Origin of the sequence: Sphingosinicella microcystinivorans, from assembly GCF_003634215.1 — a bacterium.
GTDB lineage: Bacteria > Pseudomonadota > Alphaproteobacteria > Sphingomonadales > Sphingomonadaceae > Sphingosinicella > Sphingosinicella microcystinivorans.
Window position 1 is genome coordinate 220,428 of the sequence record NZ_RBWX01000009.1, and the last position, 19,256, is coordinate 239,683.

Annotated in this window: 19 protein-coding genes; 6 read left to right on the forward strand and 13 right to left on the reverse strand. The window is 65.6% G+C overall.

All coding sequences use genetic code 11. The features are described 5' to 3' along the window. Nucleotide 1 precedes the first annotated feature (1 nt). The 5 genes from DFR51_RS13375 to DFR51_RS13395 all read right to left on the reverse strand — a co-directional run bounded on the left by DFR51_RS13375 (nucleotide 2) and on the right by DFR51_RS13395 (nucleotide 4,177). Nucleotides 2-1,699, reverse strand: coding sequence for a peptidoglycan D,D-transpeptidase FtsI family protein (locus tag DFR51_RS13375; RefSeq protein WP_476749578.1), 1,698 nt, complete (start codon nucleotides 1,697-1,699; stop codon nucleotides 2-4). Continuing rightward, nucleotides 1,696-2,217: a hypothetical protein gene (locus tag DFR51_RS13380; RefSeq protein WP_121052003.1), complete on the reverse strand. Its 522-nt coding sequence runs from the start codon at nucleotides 2,215-2,217 to the stop codon at nucleotides 1,696-1,698. The genes DFR51_RS13375 and DFR51_RS13380 overlap by 4 nt, the downstream gene beginning before the upstream one ends. Then, entirely contained in the window at nucleotides 2,214-3,158 is a 945-nt protein-coding gene (gene rsmH, locus DFR51_RS13385; RefSeq protein ID WP_121052005.1) for a 16S rRNA (cytosine(1402)-N(4))-methyltransferase RsmH, read from the reverse strand. Before rsmH ends, DFR51_RS13380 begins: the two co-directional genes overlap by 4 nt. Beyond that, nucleotides 3,155-3,628, reverse strand: a complete 474-nt coding sequence (locus tag DFR51_RS13390; RefSeq protein WP_126494979.1) for a division/cell wall cluster transcriptional repressor MraZ — start codon at nucleotides 3,626-3,628, stop codon at nucleotides 3,155-3,157. Before DFR51_RS13390 ends, rsmH begins: the two co-directional genes overlap by 4 nt. Nucleotides 3,629-3,913: 285 nt before the next feature. After that, entirely contained in the window at nucleotides 3,914-4,177 is a 264-nt protein-coding gene (locus DFR51_RS13395) for a hypothetical protein (protein WP_121052009.1), read from the reverse strand. Nucleotides 4,178-4,374: 197 nt separating this feature from the next. Between DFR51_RS13395 and DFR51_RS13400 the strand changes: the two genes are divergently transcribed. Then, nucleotides 4,375-5,658: an acyl-CoA dehydrogenase family protein gene (locus DFR51_RS13400; RefSeq protein ID WP_121052011.1), complete on the forward strand. Its 1,284-nt coding sequence runs from the start codon at nucleotides 4,375-4,377 to the stop codon at nucleotides 5,656-5,658. After that, nucleotides 5,658-7,169, forward strand: a complete 1,512-nt coding sequence (locus DFR51_RS13405) for an acetyl-CoA acetyltransferase (RefSeq protein WP_121052013.1) — start codon at nucleotides 5,658-5,660, stop codon at nucleotides 7,167-7,169. Before DFR51_RS13400 ends, DFR51_RS13405 begins: the two co-directional genes overlap by 1 nt. Before the next feature lie 77 nt (nucleotides 7,170-7,246). Here the strand turns inward: DFR51_RS13405 and DFR51_RS13410 are convergent, their stop codons facing one another. Further along, nucleotides 7,247-8,080, reverse strand: a complete 834-nt coding sequence (locus DFR51_RS13410) for a THxN family PEP-CTERM protein (protein ID WP_121052015.1) — start codon at nucleotides 8,078-8,080, stop codon at nucleotides 7,247-7,249. Between the two features lie 370 nt (nucleotides 8,081-8,450). Between DFR51_RS13410 and DFR51_RS13415 the strand changes: the two genes are divergently transcribed. Further along, nucleotides 8,451-9,545, forward strand: coding sequence for a 6-phosphofructokinase (locus DFR51_RS13415; RefSeq protein WP_121052508.1), 1,095 nt, complete (start codon nucleotides 8,451-8,453; stop codon nucleotides 9,543-9,545). 62 nt (nucleotides 9,546-9,607) lie between these two features. Continuing rightward, on the forward strand, nucleotides 9,608-10,300 hold the full coding sequence (locus tag DFR51_RS13420) for a head GIN domain-containing protein (protein WP_121052017.1): 693 nt from the start codon (nucleotides 9,608-9,610) through the stop codon (nucleotides 10,298-10,300). A gap of 7 nt (nucleotides 10,301-10,307) precedes the next feature. On the opposite strand, the gene DFR51_RS13425 is transcribed toward DFR51_RS13420, so the two are convergent. The 3 genes from DFR51_RS13425 to DFR51_RS13435 form a co-directional block, all read right to left on the reverse strand. Next, complete coding sequence (locus DFR51_RS13425; RefSeq protein ID WP_121052019.1) at nucleotides 10,308-11,072, reverse strand: response regulator; 765 nt, start codon at nucleotides 11,070-11,072, stop codon at nucleotides 10,308-10,310. Nucleotides 11,073-11,076: 4 nt separating this feature from the next. Then, the gene (gene mgtE / locus DFR51_RS13430; protein WP_121052021.1) at nucleotides 11,077-12,483 is read right to left on the reverse strand and encodes a magnesium transporter; all 1,407 of its coding nucleotides are present in this window, start codon (nucleotides 12,481-12,483) and stop codon (nucleotides 11,077-11,079) included. Nucleotides 12,484-12,562: 79 nt separating this feature from the next. Then, a complete protein-coding gene (locus DFR51_RS13435) occupies nucleotides 12,563-13,294 on the reverse strand; it encodes a GGDEF domain-containing protein (protein ID WP_160119284.1) in 732 nt (243 codons plus the stop codon). A 132-nt stretch (nucleotides 13,295-13,426) separates the two neighbouring features. Between DFR51_RS13435 and purE the strand changes: the two genes are divergently transcribed. Both purE and DFR51_RS13445 read left to right on the forward strand, forming a co-directional pair. Further along, complete coding sequence (gene purE, locus DFR51_RS13440) at nucleotides 13,427-13,915, forward strand: 5-(carboxyamino)imidazole ribonucleotide mutase (protein ID WP_121052023.1); 489 nt, start codon at nucleotides 13,427-13,429, stop codon at nucleotides 13,913-13,915. Then, a complete protein-coding gene (locus DFR51_RS13445) occupies nucleotides 13,912-14,976 on the forward strand; it encodes a 5-(carboxyamino)imidazole ribonucleotide synthase (protein WP_121052024.1) in 1,065 nt (354 codons plus the stop codon). Before purE ends, DFR51_RS13445 begins: the two co-directional genes overlap by 4 nt. On the opposite strand, the gene DFR51_RS13450 is transcribed toward DFR51_RS13445, so the two are convergent. From DFR51_RS13450 to DFR51_RS13465, 4 genes are all read right to left on the reverse strand, one after another. Next, nucleotides 14,957-15,172 carry a ribbon-helix-helix domain-containing protein gene (locus tag DFR51_RS13450; RefSeq protein WP_121052026.1) on the reverse strand — a complete coding sequence of 72 codons (216 nt, stop codon included), beginning with the start codon at nucleotides 15,170-15,172 and terminating at the stop codon, nucleotides 14,957-14,959. The genes DFR51_RS13445 and DFR51_RS13450 overlap by 20 nt on opposite strands. Nucleotides 15,173-15,175: 3 nt before the next feature. Continuing rightward, nucleotides 15,176-15,898: an acetoacetyl-CoA reductase gene (gene phbB / locus DFR51_RS13455; protein ID WP_121052028.1), complete on the reverse strand. Its 723-nt coding sequence runs from the start codon at nucleotides 15,896-15,898 to the stop codon at nucleotides 15,176-15,178. Between the two features lie 61 nt (nucleotides 15,899-15,959). Next, the gene (hemH, locus tag DFR51_RS13460; protein ID WP_121052030.1) at nucleotides 15,960-16,979 is read right to left on the reverse strand and encodes a ferrochelatase; all 1,020 of its coding nucleotides are present in this window, start codon (nucleotides 16,977-16,979) and stop codon (nucleotides 15,960-15,962) included. Next, on the reverse strand, nucleotides 16,979-19,243 hold the full coding sequence (locus DFR51_RS13465) for a xanthine dehydrogenase family protein molybdopterin-binding subunit (RefSeq protein ID WP_121052032.1): 2,265 nt from the start codon (nucleotides 19,241-19,243) through the stop codon (nucleotides 16,979-16,981). The genes hemH and DFR51_RS13465 overlap by 1 nt, the downstream gene beginning before the upstream one ends. Nucleotides 19,244-19,256: the final 13 nt, after the last annotated feature.

Consider the following 19,256-nt stretch of genomic DNA (forward strand, 5'->3'; position numbering starts at 1 on the left):
CTTATCCGGTCGGCTGCTTGCCCTGGACGTATGCCAGAAGCGGGTTGAGATCGACATCGCGCACATCGCTCGGCGCGACACCAAGAACCGGTGCGATGCGGGTGATGACCTTTGAAACCACGGGCGCCGCGTTCCAGCCGGCGCCGCGGAAGCCGTAGGTTTCCTTGGTGCCCTTGGGTTCATCCAGAATGGCGATCACGACATATTTCGGGTCGTCCATCGGGAACGCTCCCGCGAACGTCGTCACCATCGCGTTGCGGTTGTAGCGTCCGCCATCGGGCTTTTCCGCCGTGCCGGTCTTGCCGCCGACACGATAACCCGGCGCTTCGGCCTGCTTGCCAGTGCCATGCGTCACCACGAGACGCAGCATTGTCCGCATTGTCCGCGACGCTTCCTCGCTGAAGACACGGCGGCCCTTCCCGACCCCTCCGCCTTGAACCTTCAGAAGCGTGGCGGGCCTCCAGACGCCGCCGTTGACGAGTGCCGCATAGGCACTGGCAAGATGGAGGGGCGTGATCGCGATGCCGTGGCCATAGCTTACGGTCATCGTGGCGAGTTCGCCCCATTGAGCCGGATAGAGCGTGCGCCCGCGCTCCTTGAGTTCGATCTCCACGGGCTCCAGAAAGCCGAGTTCTTTCAGGAATTCCTGTTGCCGCGCAGAACCGATCTGCTGCGCGATCTGCGCGGTCCCGATATTCGACGAATACATGAAGATTTCGGGGATCGTCAGCCAGCGCGCCTTGGGGTGGTCGTCGCGAATGCGGAAGCGCCCCATCTGCAGCGGATGCGTCGCGTCATATTTCTGCGACATCGAGGTGACGACGCCCGTATCGAGCGCCATGCCCATCGTCAGCGCCTTGAACGTCGATCCAAGTTCGTAAACGCCGAGTGTCGCGCGGTTGAAGATCGCGTCGGGGCTGACGGCGCCGGCCTTGTTGGGATTGAGTTCGGGCAGCGAGGCGAGCGCGATCACTTCGCCCGTATGCACGTCCATCACGATGCCCGACGCGCCGATGGCGCTGTGCTTCGTCATTGCCGTCTGCAGCTCGCTCTCCACGGCGTGCTGCACGCGCGCATCGATGGCGAGTTCGAGCGGCTTGTCGCGCATTTCGGGATCGGTGAGCCGGTCCTGGTAGGCGCGCTCCATGCCCGCCTGCCCCACACCGTCGACATTGGTGTAGCCGATGACGTGCGCGGCCAGGAACTGGTTGGGATAAATACGTTCCTGCTCGCGCTCCAGCACCAGCCCCGGCTCACCGATAGCGTTTATCGCCTTGGCCTCGGCGGGCAGAATCCGCCGCTGGATGTAGCGATATTTCCCGTGATGCGTGATTTCCTTGTAGATCGGCAGCGCACTCTCGCGGCCGAGCACCTTCGCGATCCGGCGCGCCAGCACTTCGGGATCGCCGACCACCGCCTGCGGACGCACGGCGAGCGCGAACGCATCGAACGTGGTCGCAAGGTCCGCACCGTTGCGGTCGACGATGTCCGCACGCGGCGGCATGAACGCGATCTGCCGCGTCGCGGCAACCGCGCTCGATCCGGTCAGGGAAAGTTCGCCAAGGCGAAGTCCGATGATGCCCACCAGCCCGGTGAACAGCATGATGCCGATCATGAGCCGTTGCCGCGACCGCGCCAGCTGCGCCTGCCGCTTTCCGGCAAGCTGAATCCGAAGCTGGCGTTGCGCGGCCGGGCTCACCGCAGCGACACGCGGGTCAGCGACGCGCGCTCGTCATCTGCGGCAGCGTCGATCTCGGCAACGAAGCTCGCGGAAAACAGCCCGGTGTCCGGGCGCTCGCGCAGAACCGGGAGCCGGGGCTTCGCCGCCTGTTCAAGCGATGCGACCTGCACCTCGCGCGGGGCCGGTGCCGGCGCGGGCAGCTCTACGTTGGCAAGGCGCACGTCCGCGGGCAGCGCGTCGGGCTGATGCGGCCGCACAAGGCTCGCGAGTTGCACTTCGCTTTCTAGAATCTGCCCCGCCTTCGGCGCGTTGAGCGCCAGCGCCGACGCGTTCCAGCGTTCAAGCTGCGGCAGGTTGGAGCGGACACGGAGTTCCGCTTCCAGCGCGCGGATATCGCGGCGGTCGGTGGCGATCTGCCGTTCCAGCTTCGCGATGCCGCTGCGCTCTGCGCCCACGCTGTAGCTGACGAGATAAAGGCCGAGGCCCGTTCCCAGCGTCACGAGGGCAAGACCGGCGGAGCCAAGCGAGCGGATCATGCGTCATCCTTCCATGCGGGTGCATCGGTGCGCGTGCCGATACGGAGTGTGGCTGAGCGGGCGCGCGGGTTCGCCGCGATTTCCGCTGCATCTGGTCGAACGGCTTTCGCCGCCTGAAATGTCGGCGCGGACCCCCCGATCCGCGCCTCGGGCAAGTGGCGCGAGCCCTGCGGGTCACCCCCGCTGCGCGTGCGCAGGAAGCGCTTCACCGCCCTGTCCTCAAGACTGTGGAAACTCACCACGGCGAGCCGCCCGCCGGGACGCAGCAGGCGTTCCGCCGCGCGAAGACCTGCATCGAGTTCGCCGAGTTCGTCGTTCACCGCGATACGCAGCGCCTGGAAGGTGCGCGTCGCCGGGTCCTTAGGCGCGCCAGGCCGGTGGCCAAGCGCCTTGCGGACAAGCGCGGCGAGTTCGCCGGTGCGCGCAATCGGGCGTGCGGCCACGATGTGGCTCGCAACACGGCGGGAGCGCGGCTCCTCGCCGTAGCGGTAGAGGATGTCGGCAAGCGCCGTCTCGTCCATCGTGTTCACGAGGTCGGCAGCGCTCGGCCCCTCGTTTGACATGCGCATGTCGAGCGGGCCGTCGGCCTGGAACGAAAAGCCGCGGGCCGCCTGATCGATCTGCATCGAGGAGACGCCGATATCGAGCATGATCGCGTCCACGGTCGAAACGCCGCGCGCTTCGAGCGCACGGTCCATCAGCGAGAACCGCTCGTGGACGAGCGTCAGCCGCTCGGGATTCGCGCGTGCCAGCGCCTCGCCGGTCGCAATCGCGGTCGGATCGCGATCAAACGCATAGACGTGCGCCGCGCCCGCTGAGAGCACGGCTTTCGTGTAGCCGCCGGCACCGAATGTGCCGTCGACAACGCTTGCACCAGGGATGGGAGAAATACCGGCGAGCACTGCTTCAAGGAGAACGGGGATATGAGGGGCCGCCGTCATATCGCCTCTCCACGCTCTTTCAAGAGATTGCGGACATGAAAAACCGTGGCGGGGTCGGCACGGTCGGACGCGAGCAGCGCTTTCGGGTCCCAGATCTCGAAATAGTCGGCGAACGCAAGGAAGCAGGCGAGCCGATCGATGCCCGCGGCCTCGCGGGTTGCGGCGGGGAGCACGATCCGCCCGTTGGCATCATAGGGGAGCGGTTCGACGAAGCTGAATTCGCGCTGCAGGGCGGCGGCGCGTTCCGCCTCCTGCTCCGGCGTGAAGCGGCGTTCGATCTGCTGGTAGATGAAGTCGTTGTAGTAGGCGTCGTAGGCGCGGATGTGGTTCGGTTCGAACCGCAGGGACAGGGTGACCTCCTTCACGGCGGAGCGCGCTTCGATCGTGGAACGGTAGCCGGCAGGGATCGACAGCCGCCCTTTGGCGTCGACTGCGTTGATCGCAAATCCCTTGAACAAATCCCGTTTCACGCGCGGCTTCCAATCAGCGGGCAATGCAATCCCCGGCCGCGAAACCCGAAAGGCTAACGCGTTAGGCCAGTACCGAGGGCTGAATCCCCGCTCCCCTGTGGAAAACGGAGTATCATGGGTATTTCATGGGTTTCAATGGGAATTTATGGGATTTGATGTTTTTCGCGTGGATTTTCGCTGAATCCCGTGGGTTTACGGAGGTGAAACAATAGCAAGCAGGCCCGCGCGCGGGTGCGCACAGGCCTGTGGATAAGTCGGTGTGTGAAATACGGCGGTGAGTCGCCGTCAGATTTCGGTCAGATTCTTGCTCTCGTCGATCACGAGCGGGTCGGTCAGCGGCTCCGGCGTATCGAGCGGCGGCGTTTGCAGCACCGATGGCGGCAGCTCGGGGGCCGGCTCGGCGTTTTTGTCAGCGCCCGGCGCCACACCCAGCGTCGCGAGCGGATCTTCTTTCGCTTTCGGTTCGGGTTCAACTGGCGGGCGCAGCAGGATCGCTGCTGCCATGACCAGCAAAAACACCAAAGCAAGGCCGGTGAGGCCCAGGCGCACTCGATTCATTTTATCCTTGTCTTCAGTTTGTCGGGCGACCCCTCCACGCGCGACTGTGCCTTTATAGGTAGTGCAGCCAGCCGCCCATGTCGAGTGATCCCCATTTACGCACGCCTCGCCTATCATCCTTCGGAAGTGACAGCGCATGTGCCGGGCTTATGGATAGACCCGAACACGACAGACGAAGGAACGGCCCCATGAACTTCGAATATTCCCCGAAAGCCCGCGAGATGATCAGCCGCGTCCGCGCGTTCATGGACGAGCACATCTACCCCAACGAGAAGCGCTATGCCGAGGAGGTCGCCTCTGGCGAGCGCTGGAAAGTCTTGCCCGTGATCGAGGAGCTGAAGCCGAAGGCGCGCGCTGCGGGCCTGTGGAACATGTTCATGCCGCCGAGCCACGGCGGCAAGCCGGTCAGCGAGTTCCCCTTCGAGGGCACGACGCTCACCAACCTTGAATACGCGCCGCTCGCCGAGGAGATGGGCCGCGCCATCTGGTCGGCGGAGGTGTTCAACTGCTCGGCGCCCGACACCGGCAACATGGAAGTGCTGATGCGCTACGGCACGCAGGCACAGCAGGAAAGGTGGCTGCGACCGCTGATGAACGGCGAAATCCGCTCCGCCTTCCTGATGACCGAGCCTGCCGTCGCCTCGTCCGACGCGACGAACATCGAAACGCGGATCCGTCGCGACGGCGACGATTATGTCATCAGCGGCCGCAAATGGTGGTCGTCCGGCGTAGGCGACCCGCGCTGCAAGGTCGCGATCGTGATGGGCAAGACGGACACGTCGGCGCCGAAGCACCTGCAGCAGTCGCAGATTCTCGTGCCGTTGGACGCGCCGGGCATCAAGGTCGAGCGGATGCTGAACGTCTTCGGCTACGACGATGCACCGCACGGCCACGCCGAGGTCCTCCTCGACAATGTGCGCGTGCCTGCGGACAGCATCCTGCTCGGCGAGGGCCGCGGCTTCGAGATCGCGCAGGGGCGCCTCGGACCGGGCCGCATCCACCACTGCATGCGCACCATCGGCGCCGCCGAACGCGCGCTGGAGCGCATGGCCCGGCGGCTTTTGAGCCGCGAAGCCTTCGGCAAGCGCATCTCCGAGCAGAGCGTCTGGGAACAGCGTATCGCCGACGCCCGCACGGACATCGAAATGACACGCCTCCTCTGCCTCAAGGCCGCGGACATGATGGACCGCGTCGGCAACAAGGCGGCGCGCCTCGAGATCGCGATGATCAAGGTCGCCGCGCCGCGCATGGCGCTGAAGATCATCGACGATGCCATCCAGGCGCACGGCGGCGGCGGCGTCAGTCAAGACTTCGGCTTGGCGAGCAGCTATGCGGGCATCCGCACGCTCCGCCTCGCAGACGGCCCGGACGAGGTCCACAACCGCACCATCGCGCTGATGGAATACAAGAAATACGCGGGCAACAGCGCCGGTAGCGAAGCGCCGAGCACCGAAGTGCCGGGTATGCGCTGATGGCGGCGGGTCCGCGCACGCCCGTCCTCGTCGGCGTTGCCCAGTACGTTGGCCGGGAAAACGACCCGGCCCGCGGCCTGTCGCCGGCGGACATGCTTGCCGCGGCCGCACGCGGTGCGATCGCGGATAGCGGGGCGGATGCGGCGGGCGCGATCGACACGCTCGTTGCGATCCGCCTGTTCGCCGATTCCGGGGGCGCATTCCCCTCCCCCTTTGGCAGCTATCGCAACCTGCCGCATGCGGTTGCCCGGCGCATCGGCGCGCATCCCCGCGAACTCATCTACGGCCCGGTTGGCGGCAACACGCCGCAGATGTTCGTGAATGTTCTCGCCGAGCGCATTGCAAAAGGCGAAAGCGACGTTGCGCTCATCGTCGGCGGCGAGGCGCTGCGCACGCAGGCACGCGCGGAAAAGGACGGTCTCACGCTCGACTGGAGCGAGGACGCTCCCTCCGATCCGGTGCCTTACGGCGAGGAGACCCGCTATGCGAGCGGGCACGAGATTCGCCACGGCATCGCTTTGCCCACGAGCGTGTATCCGCTGTTCGAAAACGCATTCGGCGCGGCGATGGGCTGGTCGCCGCTCCAGCACCGCGCGGAGATCGGCCATTTGATGGCGCCGTTCAGCGAGGTTGCCGCGGAAAACCCGTTCGCACAGATTCAGACGGCTTATACGGCCGAGGCGCTCGTCGGGCCCAGCGAAGACAACCGCATCATCGCCTACCCCTACACCAAGCGCCTCTGCGCCAACATGTTCGTCGATCAGGCTGCGGCGGTACTGATGATGTCGACCGAGGCCGCAGACCGGCTCGGCGTGCCCGCGGAGCAACGCGTCTATCTGCACGGGTCGGCGGACACGCATGAGAAAATCCTGGTGAGCGAGCGCGTCGACTACGCCACGTCCCCAGCCATCCACATAGGCGCGGCGCAGGCGCTGACGCAGGCGGGCATCACACCAGAAGACCTCAGCTACATCGATCTCTACAGCTGCTTTCCGGTCGCCGTGGAGATCGCAGCCGCGATGATCGGCCTGCCGACGCAAGACCCCGCCGCGCTGACGCTTACCGGCGGCCTCCCCTACTTCGGCGGCCCCGGCAACGCCTATTCGCTGCATGCCATCGCGGACGTGGTGGAGCATTGCCGGGACGATGCCGGCGCGTGGGGCTTCGTGTTCGCGAACGGCGGCTTCCTGACGAAACACAGCTTCGGCGTCTATGCGACGACGCCGGGCTACAGCGGGCGCAGCGACCCCGCGTCGTATCAGGCCGCGATCGACGCCATGCCGTCACCCCCGTTCACGGAGACGCCGGAAGGCGAGGGACAATTGGAGACGTTCACGGTCGTCCATCACAAGGGCGCCCCGATGTTCGCTATCATCATCGGGCGCCTCGATAGCGGCGAGCGTTTTCTTGCGCAGATGCACACCGGGCTCGAACCGCTGATGGAAACGCCGGTCATCGGCCACAGGCTGCGCGTTGCGACCGGAGAACCGAACATAGCCGCGCTGATCTGAACGCACGGCACGTGTCGCAAAAAAAGGAAAAGGCGCCGATGGTCTCCCATCGGCGCCTTTCTGTTCAGGCTTGGCGTTCAGGCCTTGCGGCGGCGGCGCGTCAGGCCAAGACCGGCGAGACCAAGGCCGAAGAGCGCAAGCGCGGCAGGCTCCGGCACGTGGGTGATGTTGAACCCGAAGTTCACGACGTTTTCCAGTTCCTCGCGGGTCAGGAAGCCGACGCAGCCCGAAGCCTGACCGACAGCCGCGCAGGCATCGTCGGAAAGCGTGCCGATCGCACCGCCGAGGTCGAAGAACGAGAACTTGTAGGTTTCGCCGTCGAGCTCGAAATACTGCGTCAGGCTACCCGCCGAGATCACGAAGATGTCGCGGCAGCCCGGGCCCTGCGAATCCTGAACCACGCCGTCTGCGCAGATGTCGGGGCCGGGGTTGTCCGGATTGTTCGGCGTCTCCAGGAAGTCGATGACGAACGACAGCGTGAACGGGTCGGCCGCACCGATCGCCGGATCGACCGCGGTCAAGGCCACGTCGATCTTCATCGAAGACGTGTCGAGGCGCTGCCAGTTTTCATCCTTACGGTCGTTGATGACATTGTTCGAATGGGTCAGGCTGTTCGCTGCGGCATCCGCACCGTTCGTGAAGACAGTGCCGAGCGCCGGGGTTGCACCGATCGTCAAGGCGCTGCGGCCACCGCCGGCTGAAATCGTGCCGGTCGGACGACCCCACGAGATCTGGAGCGGACCCCAGATGAAGCCGCCGGGCGTTCCGAGATCCGGCGAAGCCGACGTGAACGACGCGGAGACATCATAGCTCCATTCGTTCACCACGGCAGCCTGAGCGGAGGTTGCGAAGGCCGTCGCGGCGACAAGCGCGGCAGCCGGCAGAACCTTGGTAAGAAACGCTGACTTCACTCTACCTACTCCTGTAAGAACCACTTGCCGGCACCTCTGCAAGCCCTGTGCCACAACAAATAAAACCCTCTAATCGATTGAAAATAAAAACAATTCCAATATGAAATTCGCCAGATCCGACATGAATGGCGTGCGTCTGTAAGAATTGCCAACGTTCCGGCCGCCCCTTCCGGGGGAATTGGTGGCCTCCCTTGCCGAAAAGAGTCGGCCGCGGTCTAAAATTAACCATTAAGTCATTAGAATTTCTGCGAATTCCTTTCCGCGCGCATCGCACGGAATCGACAGTGTAAAAAATCACGACAGTTCCCGTCCCGCCCTCGACGCCTTCGGTGGCGGGCGGCATAGTCCCCCCTCACAGCAGGAGAACATGATGCGCCTCGGCATTCTGACGGGCGGCGGGGACGTGCCCGGCCTTAACCCCTGTATCCGCGCCGTTGCCCTGTCGGCAGACGACCGCGGGTGGGAAGTCGTGGGCTTCCGGCGGGGGTGGCAGGGGCTGCTCGACATCGATCCCGACGATCCTGCCTCGATCGCGGCGAACACGGTCGCGCTCGATCGAGAGCGGGTACGCGGGCTTGATCGGCTCGGTGGCACCACCCTCCACACCTCGCGCTGCGATCCGCGCACAGCGAACGGCGGAGACCGGACGCCGCATGTGATCCGCGTACTCGAACGCCTCGGCATTGACGTGATGATCACGCTCGGCGGCGACGGCACGCTGCGCTTTTCCGCCCATCTCGACAGCCTCGGCGTTCCGGTCATCTCCATCCCCAAGACGATGGACAACGACGTGAACGGCACCGACTATTGCATCGGCTTCTCGACCGCCGTGACACGCTCGGTCGCGGCGATCAATGCGCTGCGCACGACCACCGAAAGTCATGAACGCATCGCCGTCGTCGAGCTCTTCGGCCGCCGGTCGGGCGAAACGGCGCTCCTTTCGGGCTTCCTCGCGCAGGTCGATCGCACGGTGATCGCGGAAGTTCCTGCCGATCTCGATGCGCTGCTGCCGCTGCTCGCGCGCGATAAGGCGACCAATCCCGCGAACTACGCGGTTCTCGTGGTCTCGGAAGGCGCAAGCCTCGTCGGCGGGGCAGCAGCGGACATGTCCAGCTCGGCGACGGCACGCGACGATGTCGGCGTCGGCCACCGCATCGCCCGCGCCATCGAAATGGCAGGCGGCGGCGGCACCGTGCTTCAGGAGCTCGCCTATCTCATGCGCGCGGGCGAGCCCGACGCGCTCGATCGCATGGTCGGCCTCGCTTTCGGTGCGCTTGCCGTCCAGCTTATCGAACGGCGCGAAACCGGTCGCATGGTGACGCTGACCAGCGGCAACTATTGCCACGTCCCGGCGAACAGCGTGCTTCAGGGCGCGAAACATGTCGACGTCGAACGGCTTTACGACCGCGATCAGTATCGCGCGCGGCTGAAGAGCGTCGAGGGTATGCCGATGTTCCTCTATTGAGGGTCGACAGACACGTGCGCCCACTGTATTGTTGCAACAACACAGTTTGGAGATCGTCCCCCATGAAACGCGCTCTTCTTGTCGCTCTTCCCTTCCTCGTGCTCGCCACGCCGACCTTCGCCGCCGAGCAGAAATACACGGTTACCGGGTTTGAAGGCATTTCCGTTTCGGTGCCGCACAAGGTGATCGTCGCCACCGGCAAGGCGCCAAGCGTCCGTGCCGTCGGGGATCAGAAATCGATCGATCGCCTGGAGGTCGAGGTCGCAAGCGGTACGCTCCGCATCCGCGAAAAGAAGACCGATACCTGGTTCTCCTGGAAGGATGGCGAGGTGCTGACGATCTACGTCACCACGCATACGCTTGGAAATGCGCGCCTTGCGGGATCGGGTGACGTGGCGATCGACCGGATGAAGGGTCAGGACGTCAAGCTCTCGCTCGCGGGTTCCGGCGATCTCAACGTCGGCGTGATCGCCGCGGATCGTCTCGACGTGTCGCTCGCCGGGTCGGGCGACATGGCGATGACCGGCACGTGCGGCGCAGCCGAAATCTCGATTGCCGGTTCCGGCAACATCGATGCCCCCGGCCTCAAGTGCCAGTCGCTCACCGGCAAGATCGCGGGATCGGGCGATATCACCACCGATGTCGTCAAACACGCGAAGCTCAGCATTGCAGGCTCGGGCGACATCAAGATCCTCGGCAAACCGCAGTGCGAGGTGAAGACGCTGGGCAGCGGCAAGGTCAGCTGCGGGGCGTGAACCTGCGCTAGCGGAGTCTCAGGGACTGCGCGGCGTGCCGGAAGGTGGCGTCTTGAGCGATGGTCTCGAACCGATCGATGTAGGGACGAAGACGCCCCTGCCATGGCTCGCCGAGCCTGTCGACGACCCCCGCCATCGCTTCGAGCCGTCGTAGCTGCGCGAGCCCGTTCGAGCGGGCGAGGAGCGCAAGCACGCCGTCGATAACACCCAGAAGCCGCAGCGCCTCGGCTGCCGAACGGCCGTATTCGCCGCCCACCGCATCCAGAAGATCCTCCACCGTCACAGCGGCGCGTCCGGTGATCCGGTCGAGCGAACCGTGCAGGTGGGAAATCGGGGTTTCCGGCGTGCCGCTCCGCGCCAGGCTCTCACGCGCCGCGACGCGGACGTGCGCGGGCAGCCCGTGGAACGGCCCCTTCATCCAGTGATCGAGCCGTGCGCGAAACCGGTCGAAGCTCACGCCCTTCACGAGGAAATCGTCGATGCCCGAAGCCACGCCCGCCTTGATAAGCTCGGCGGTATCGTCGGCGCTCATCAGGATGATGGGAAAGTGCTTGAGGCCCCGCTCCATGATCCGTTCGGCGAGCGCATAGCCCGAAAGGCCGGGCATGTTGAGATCGGTGACGAGCAGTGCCGGTTCGCGCTGGGTGATATGCTTGAATGCCGATTCGGCATCGCCGAACAGTGTCGCCTGATAGCCCGCGGCTTCCACCGCACGGCCATAAAGTTTGGCAACAAGCCGCTCGTCGTCGACGAGAATGACTTCCGCCGTCACCCGCCTAACCCGTAAGGCCTGTCGCCGCGGCGAGGCCGAGGAAGAACAGGAAGCCCATCACGTCCGTCGTCATCGTCACGAAAACGGGCGAGGACACGGCCGGATCGACCTCCATGCGGTCGAGCGTCAGCGGCACCATCACGCCGGCGAGGCCTGCGACGATGATGTTGCCGATCATCGCCGTGGCGATGACGAGGCCAAGGTGCACGTTCGCGAAGTAGAGCCCGGCCACCACGCCGACCAGCGTCGCAATGGCCGCGCCGTTGATCACCGCGACGCGAATCTCCTTGGTGATCGTACGCCGCGTGTTTGCCTCGGTGAGCTGATCGGTCGCGAGCGCGCGCACCGTCACCGCCATCGTCTGCGTCGCGGCATTGCCGCCGAGCGCCGAAACGATCGGCATCAGGATGGCGAGCGCCACCATCTTCTCAATCGTGCCCGCGAAAAACCCGATCACGATCGAAGCGATGATCGCGGTGCCGAGATTGACGACCAGCCATCGCAGCCGCGTCGAGACGATCTCGCGCACACTGTCGTTGATGTCGCCGTCGCCGGCGCCAGACAGGCGAAGAATGTCCTCGTCGGCTTCTTCCTGAATGATGTGCACGACGTCGTCGACCGTGACCACGCCGACGAGGCGTCCGGAGGGGTCGACGACCGCTGCCGAGATCAGCGCGTATTTCTGGAAGCGCAGCGCCACCTCTTCCTGGTCCATGTCGACCGGGATCAGCGTCTGCTCACGGTTCATCAAATCGGTGACGAGCACATTGCGCGGCGAGCGCAGCACAAGCGAAAGCCGCATCGTACCGACCGGCTTGTGCGCCGGGTCGACGACGAAGATTTCCCAGAAGTCGCTGGTGACGTCGTCGCCCGCCTGCCGCAGGAAATCGATGACCTGACCCACGGTCCAGTATTCCGGCACCGCGATCAGATCGCGCTGCATCAGGCGGCCGGCGGATTCTTCCGGGTAGCTCAGCGCCTCTTCGATGGCAGCGCGTTCGTCGGCAGGGAGCGAGCGGAGGACCTCGGCCTGGTCCTCCTCGTCCATGTCCTCCAGAATGGCGACCGCGTCGTCGGTCTCCATCTGCGTGACGACGTCCGCGACCTGCCCGGCGTCGAGCACATCGATCAGCTGCTCGCGGACGACCTCGTTCATTTCCGAGATCACGTCCGCGTCGAGCACGTCGCCGAGTGCGGCGGCAAGCTGCTGGCGCTCGTGCGGTTCCACCTGTTCGATAAGGTCGGCGATGTCGGCGGGGTGCAGCGGCTCGGCGAGTTCCTGCACGCGCGCGGTATCGCCGGCGGCAAGCGCGTCCGTCACTTCGTCGACGAAAGCACCCGTCAGCCGGTTGTCTTCCAGCGCCTCGCGCGGCGGCGGAGCCTGATCCTTATCCAGAACATCATCGGACATGGCGCCGCTTATAGCGCGCGGAGGTTACATTTCCATCCGAACGCGCCGCCGGATCTTCGGCGCAGAAACTTTTTATGCGTCAGCGCTTGTTGGTCTTGTGCGCGTACATCGCGCCGTCCGCGAACCGCAGAACGCCTTCCACGGTCTCGCCAGGCGACAACACGTGAAGGCCCGCCGAAATCGTGATGGTGAAGCTCTCGCCGCGTACGTTCACCGGCGTCGCCGCGACGGCCGCCACGATCTGCTCCATCTTCGCCTGCGCCTGCTGCGCATCGACATGGCGGAGAATCACCGCGAACTCGTCGCCGCCGAGGCGTGCCACCGTATCGGATTCGCGCAGTTTCGCCTGCAGCGTCTCGCCGATATGGACGAGCGCGGCATCCCCAGCGAGGTGGCCGTACCGGTCGTTAACCATTTTCAGCTTGTCGACATCGATGAAGATCAGCGCGGCGCGAACGCCGTGCCGCCCCACCTCCGCGAGCGTGCGGGCAAGGTCGCGGATCAGCCCGCGCCGGTTGGCGACAGGCGTCAGCTCGTCGGCCTCGACGAGCTTTTCCAGCTCCTCGATGCGCCGCCGCGCGACGGCGAGTGTCCGGCGCAACTCCTCGGTTTCCGCCAGAAGCGCGACGAACGCATCGCGCAGATGTTCGGGCAGCGCCGCCGCCGCAACTTCGGCGATGGCGCTGGCGCGCTCTGCGTCGGGCACGCCGACGAGCGTCTCGGCGACGGCAGGCACGGATGCAAGCGCGGCACGAGTCTGCACGCGCCCATAAGCGCGCGCGGCGCGTCCGCCTTCATCGATCCGCGTCATCCTGTTCTCCCGGCCAGTTACGGGCCACCCTGGATAGTCTGCGCATAAAATAATGTGCGTAAGGTGAACATAGACAGCAAGGCGAGCCGAAAGTAGGTTGCGGCGCTTTCGGGGAAGGACGCGCGGGAAAGCATGTCGGAAACACAGCCGCTGGTCGGCATCATCATGGGCAGCCAGTCTGACTGGGAAACGATGCGCCATGCTGCGGAAACGCTCGAAGCGCTTGAAATCCCTCATGAAACGCGCATCGTTTCAGCGCACCGGACGCCGGATCGGCTCTATGGCTACGCGCACGGCGCGGCGGCCCGCGGCCTCAAGGTGATCATCGCGGGCGCAGGCGGCGCGGCGCACCTGCCGGGCATGGCCGCATCGATGACGGCGCTCCCCGTGCTTGGCGTTCCCGTCGAATCGAAGGCGCTGAAGGGCATGGACAGTCTGCTTTCCATCGTCCAGATGCCCGGCGGCATCCCCGTGGGCACGCTCGCGATCGGCAAACCCGGCGCGATAAACGCCGCGCTGCTCGCCGCCGCGATCCTTGGCACGCACGATACCGAGGTCCACGAAAGGCTGGTCCAGTGGCGCGCGAAACAGACCGAGGCGGTCGCCGAAAAACCCGAATGATCGCGCCCGGTTCAACGATAGGCATCCTTGGCGGCGGCCAGCTTGGGCGTATGCTCGCGATGGCGGCGGCAAGCATGGGCTACCGCGTCCACATCTTCGCGCCGGAGGCCGAACTGCCGGCCGGCGACGTCTCCGCCGCCGTCACGCGTGCCGCTTATACGGACCGCGCGGCGCTCGCGGCCTTCGCCGCGGCGGTCGACGTCGTGACGGTGGAGTTCGAGAATGTCGACGCCGCAAGCCTGGAATTTCTTGGATCGCGCGTCCCCACGCGTCCCGGCGCGCGCGCGCTGCGCGTCGCGCAGGACCGGCTGGCCGAAAAAGATTTCTTCACCGGGCTTGGCGGCCGCGTCGCGCCATACCTCTCGGTCTCATCGCCCGCCGAGCTTGAAGCCGCCGTGCGCGAGATCGGAACGCCCGGCATCCTGAAAACCCGCCGCTTCGGCTACGACGGCAAGGGGCAGATTCGCATCGATTCCGATACGTCGCTTGATGCGGCGTGGACGGAGATCGGCGAAAACCCATCCGTCTATGAAGGGTTCGTCCGTTTCGACGCCGAATTTTCCATCCTGCTCGCCCGCGCCGAAGACGGCAGCAGCGTCGTTTACCCGGCGCCGCGCAATACCCACGAAAGCGGCATCCTCGCCCTGTCCGAAGTGCCCGCGCCCGCCGCGCTCGCCGAACATATTGAAGACGCCGCCGCAATGGCGCGCAAGGTTGCTGACGCGCTCTCCTATGTCGGGCTCATCACGCTCGAATTCTTCGCCTGCGCCGACGGGCCGGTGTTCAATGAAATGGCCCCGCGCGTCCACAACAGCGGGCACTGGACGATCGAGGGCGCGCACACCAGCCAGTTCGAGAACCATATCCGCGCCATCTGCGGCCTGCCGCTCGGCGAAACCGGCCTCAGCGCGCGCTCCGTGCGGATGAAGAACCTGATCGGCGAAGATGCGAACGACTGGGCCGCCATCCTCGCGGACCCGCGCGCGCATCTGCACCTCTATGGCAAGAGCGAGGTGAAGCCCGGCCGTAAGATGGGCCACGTCACTTGGCTTGAGGACTGATCCTCTCGAACAGCCAAACCCGGATCGCGCTTGAAAGGTTCGTGGTCCGCGCCTCGTCGATTTCGGCGACAATCGCGTTGACCGAGCGCCCGTCGGCGTCCGCCGCTGCGACGAGTGCATCCCAGAACACGGGTTCGAGGCTCACCGAAGTGCGATGCCCGGCGATCGTCACCGAGCGCTTGATGAGCCCCGACACGTGTCAATACATATGCTGGCCGCCGTTGATCGACAGCGTCGACCCGGTGACAAAGCCCGCGTCCTCGGCGCAGAGGAAGCCGACGCCGCGCGCGATCTCCGTGGCCTTGCCGAGTCGCCCGACCGGGATCTTGGCGACGATCTTCTCAAGCACCGGCTCGGGCACGGCAGCCACCATATCCGTATCGATGTAACCGGGTGCGAGCGCGTTCACGGTGATGCCGAAGCGCGCGCCTTCCTGCGCCAGCGCCTTGGTGAAGCCGTGGATGCCGGATTTCGCGGCGGCATAGTTCACCTGGCCATACTGGCCGCCCTGCCCGTTGATCGAGCCGATGTTGACGATGCGCCCGTAGCCGCGCGATCTCATGCTGTCGAACACGGCCTTCGCCATGTTGAAGCAGCCGCCGAGGTTCACGTCGATCACCTCCTGCCAGCCTTTGCGATCCATTTTCGTGAGCGTGCCGTCGCGCGTGATGCCCGCGTTGTTGACGAGAACATCGACGGGGCCGAGATCGGACTCAACCTTGCGAACGCCCTCCTGGCACGCTTCGAAATCCCCTACGTCCCATTTGTATGTCGGGATACCCGTGCGCGCGGTGAACTCGCGAGCCTTCTCGTCGTTGCCCGCGTAATTCGCGGCGACTTTCATTCCCATTTTCTGGAGTTCGAGGCTGATCGCCTCGCCGATGCCACGCGATCCGCCGGTGACGATAGCTACGCGACCCATGATGACTCTCCTCCCAAGTGCAATTGGCCGGTAATGCTCGCTTTTTTCAGTTCTATTACAATCAATGACCCGATTCGCGCCAACCGGCAAGTTCGCGCGCGGCAAGTCCTCTCAACATCTGCATTCCGGCGTTACCTGCATTGAGACAACGCAAATAGGAAAAATGCGTGCCGCCCGCGTGGAGGAATATTTCGCGGCCCTGAATCGCAATTTCCTCGAGCGTCTCAAGGCAATCCGCGCTGAAGCCCGGCGCGATCACCGCCACCTTGCGGATGCCCTGTTCGGGCAGCGCCGCGAGCGTCTTGTCGAGATAGGGTTTCAGCCATTCGGCCTTGCCGAAACGCGACTGGAATGCAGTGCGAAAATTCGCTTCGCCGAGCCCCAGCGCCTCACGCAGCAGCCGCCCCGTCTTCTGGGCGTGGCAATGATACGGATCGCCGAGATGCAGCGTACGCTCGGGCATGCCGTGGAAGGAGGCGATGAGCACGTCCGGCTCGAAATCGAGTGCCGCAAGACCGGCGCGCGCATCGTCCGCAAGCGCGGAGATATAGAGCGGGTCGTCGTGGTAGGGTGGCAGGAAGCGGAGCGCGGGCTGCCACCGCATTGCCTTCAGGCTCTCGCCGACCTTGTCGACGACGGTCGCTGTCGTCGCCGCGGAATATTGCGGATAGAGCGGCATCACGAGGATGCGCGTGCAGCCTGCCGCCTTGAGCGCGGCGAGCCGGTCGGGAATCGAAGGATTGCCGTAGCGCATGGCGAAATCAACCGTCACGTCGGGCATCGCGGCCTGCAGCGCCGCCGCCTGATCGGCCGAGATGACGCGAAGCGGCGAATCGCCCCGCGCGCGGTCCCAGATCGACGCGTAGAGCGCCGCGCTCTTGGCCGGGCGCGTATTGAGGATGATGCCGCGCAGGATCGGCTGCCACAGGAGCGCGGGGATCTCGACCACGCGCCGATCCGACAGGAACTCCTTCAGGTAGCGCTTCACTGCCGCCGGTTCCGGCGCATCCGGTGAGCCGAGGTTGACGATGAGGACGCCGACCTTTGGATCGGCGACCGGCGGATGACCCTGCGGCAACATCAATAGCGATACAGCGGCAGATCGCGCAGGCGTTCGCCCGTCGCCGCGAAGATCGCGTTGACGAGCGCGGGCGCGAGCGGCGGCACGCCGGGTTCGCCGACACCGGTCGCGGGCGCATCCGATTCCATGATGTGCACGTCGATCTCAGGTGTCTCGTCCATCCGCAGCAGGGGGTAGGTATCGAAATTGAGCTGCTCCGCTTCACCGTCGGTAAAGCGCACCTGCCCGTGCAGCGCGGCGGTGAGGCCGAAGATGATCGCGCTTTCCATCTGCGCCTTGACGATGTCCGGGTTCACGATGCGCCCGCAATCGATCACGCAGGTCACGCGCTTCACCGTCACCTGCTCGATGCTCGGCGCCTCGACCTCGACAACCTCGGCGACGATCGAGCCGAAGCTCTGGTGAATGGAGATGCCGCGGCCGATGTGATCCTCGCTCTCCGCCGAAAACGCCCCCCGCGACGCGGCAGTCTTCAGCACCTCGGCTTCGCGTGAGCCCTCCTGCATCATGCGCAGGCGGAACTCGAACGGATCGACGGCGGCGGCGTGCGCCAGCTCGTCGATGAAGCTCTCGCAGAAGAAGGCTGTGTAGCTGTGCCCCACCGAGCGCCAGTAGCCGAGCGGAACCGGCGTCGGCACGTCGACATGCGCGGCGCGGAACGCCGGCACGGCGTAAGGAAGCGCAAGCGCGCCCTCCAGCATCGCCGCGCTATCGCCGCCGCTCGCGAGCGCGGGGATGTTGCGCGACATGAAGCTCTCGCCGAGGTTCGGCGCGGCGATCTTGATGTCGAACGCACCGATCTTCTTGTCGGCGTTCACCGTGCCGCGCACCCGCGCCTTGGCGGGCGGGCGATACATGTCGCGCGCCATGTCCTCCTCGCGGTGCCAGATGAGCTGCACGGGGCGACCCGCGTCGCGCGCGATGAGCGCCGCCTGCACCGCTGCGTCCACCTCCGCCTTGCGCCCGAAGCCGCCGCCGAGCAGCGTCGGGAACACCGTCACGTCCTGCTCGGCAATGCCGAGTGCATCGGCGACACGCCATACGACGAGCGTCGCGGACTGCGTGGGAACCCACACCTCGACCTTGCCGTTCTCGAAGCGCGCTGTCGCCGTCATCGGCTCCATGCAGGCGTGCGCGAGGAACGGCACTGAATAGTCCGCTTCGATCTGCTTGCCGGCACCAAGCCCCTCGTCGATGTCGCCGCTGGAGGCGAATATCGTGCCGTCGTCGCCGTGGAGTGCCGTGTCGAGCGCTTCCTCGATGGCGAGGCTGTCGGCCATCGTCTCGCCGGGCTCGAAATCGGGATCGACGAGGTCGAGCGCCTGCCGCGCCGCCCACCACGTGTCGCCCGTCACCGCGTACCAGCGCGGACCCGTCACAAGCCCGATCACGCCGCCCTTGCGCGCCGACTTCGGAAGCTGCGCGGAGGAGAGTTCCTTCGTACCGTGCGGCGCACCGCGGATCGCCGCGTAGATCATGCCCGGCAGGCGGATGTCGGCACCGAACTGCGCGCTGCCGTTCACCTTCGCAGGCGTGTCGAGGCGCGGCATCGGCTGGCCGAGGAACGGCCCCTTGCCGTCCGGGCGCCATTCGGGTTCGTCGGGCGCATCGTCGGGATCGATGTCGGCGAGCAGGTCCTTGAATGCGATCTTCTTGTCACCGGGCGCCACCACGAAGCCGTTCGCCGCGTCGCACGTCGCCACGTCGACGCCGAGCCGTTTCGCGCCCGCCGCGCAGAGCAGCGCGCGCGCCGCCGCGCCCGCCGTCCGCAGCGGCTCCCAATAGGCCGCGACCGAGGTCGAGCCGCCGGTGAGCTGCAGCGAATAGCGCTCGACCATCGTTGTCGCCGCCCACCGCGCGATGCCCTGCAGGAAGCCGGGGGCGCCCGCCGCCATGCCTTCCGCCATCGCGCGATTGGCGTAAACCGGATGCAGCGGCGCAGGCTCCACCGAGATCGTCTTCCAATCGGCGCCGAGTTCGTGCGCCAGAAGCTGCGGCAGCGACGTGTAGACGCCCTGCCCCATTTCCGACTGCGGCACGGCGATGACGATGCGTCCGTCAGCGCCGATCTTGAGCCACCCGTTTATGAGCGTTTCGTCTTCGCGCACGGCAAGATTGAGCGGCACCCGGCGCGGCCACACGGCGTACCCGATCGCAAGTCCCGCCCCCGCACCGATACCGATCAGCAGCTTGCGGCGTGAAATCTGCGGCAGCTTCGGAAGCTCCCGTTTCCGTTGGGCGGGCGGTGGTGTCTTGGCGTCCATCCCTGCGGTTTAT

Coding starts and splice junctions, on each gene's coding strand:
- DFR51_RS13380 (WP_121052003.1), bottom strand. CDS start 2,217: ATGATCCGCTCGCTTGGCTCCGCCGGTCTTGCCCTCGTGACGCTGGGA.
- rsmH (WP_121052005.1), bottom strand. CDS start 3,158: ATGACGGCGGCCCCTCATATCCCCGTTCTCCTTGAAGCAGTGCTCGCC.
- DFR51_RS13400 (WP_121052011.1), top strand. CDS start 4,375: ATGAACTTCGAATATTCCCCGAAAGCCCGCGAGATGATCAGCCGCGTC.
- DFR51_RS13405 (WP_121052013.1), top strand. CDS start 5,658: ATGGCGGCGGGTCCGCGCACGCCCGTCCTCGTCGGCGTTGCCCAGTAC.
- DFR51_RS13415 (WP_121052508.1), top strand. CDS start 8,451: ATGCGCCTCGGCATTCTGACGGGCGGCGGGGACGTGCCCGGCCTTAAC.
- DFR51_RS13420 (WP_121052017.1), top strand. CDS start 9,608: ATGAAACGCGCTCTTCTTGTCGCTCTTCCCTTCCTCGTGCTCGCCACG.
- mgtE (WP_121052021.1), bottom strand. CDS start 12,483: ATGTCCGATGATGTTCTGGATAAGGATCAGGCTCCGCCGCCGCGCGAG.
- DFR51_RS13435 (WP_160119284.1), bottom strand. CDS start 13,294: ATGACGCGGATCGATGAAGGCGGACGCGCCGCGCGCGCTTATGGGCGC.
- purE (WP_121052023.1), top strand. CDS start 13,427: ATGTCGGAAACACAGCCGCTGGTCGGCATCATCATGGGCAGCCAGTCT.
- DFR51_RS13445 (WP_121052024.1), top strand. CDS start 13,912: ATGATCGCGCCCGGTTCAACGATAGGCATCCTTGGCGGCGGCCAGCTT.
- phbB (WP_121052028.1), bottom strand. CDS start 15,898: ATGGGTCGCGTAGCTATCGTCACCGGCGGATCGCGTGGCATCGGCGAG.
- hemH (WP_121052030.1), bottom strand. CDS start 16,979: ATGTTGCCGCAGGGTCATCCGCCGGTCGCCGATCCAAAGGTCGGCGTC.
- DFR51_RS13465 (WP_121052032.1), bottom strand. CDS start 19,243: ATGGACGCCAAGACACCACCGCCCGCCCAACGGAAACGGGAGCTTCCG.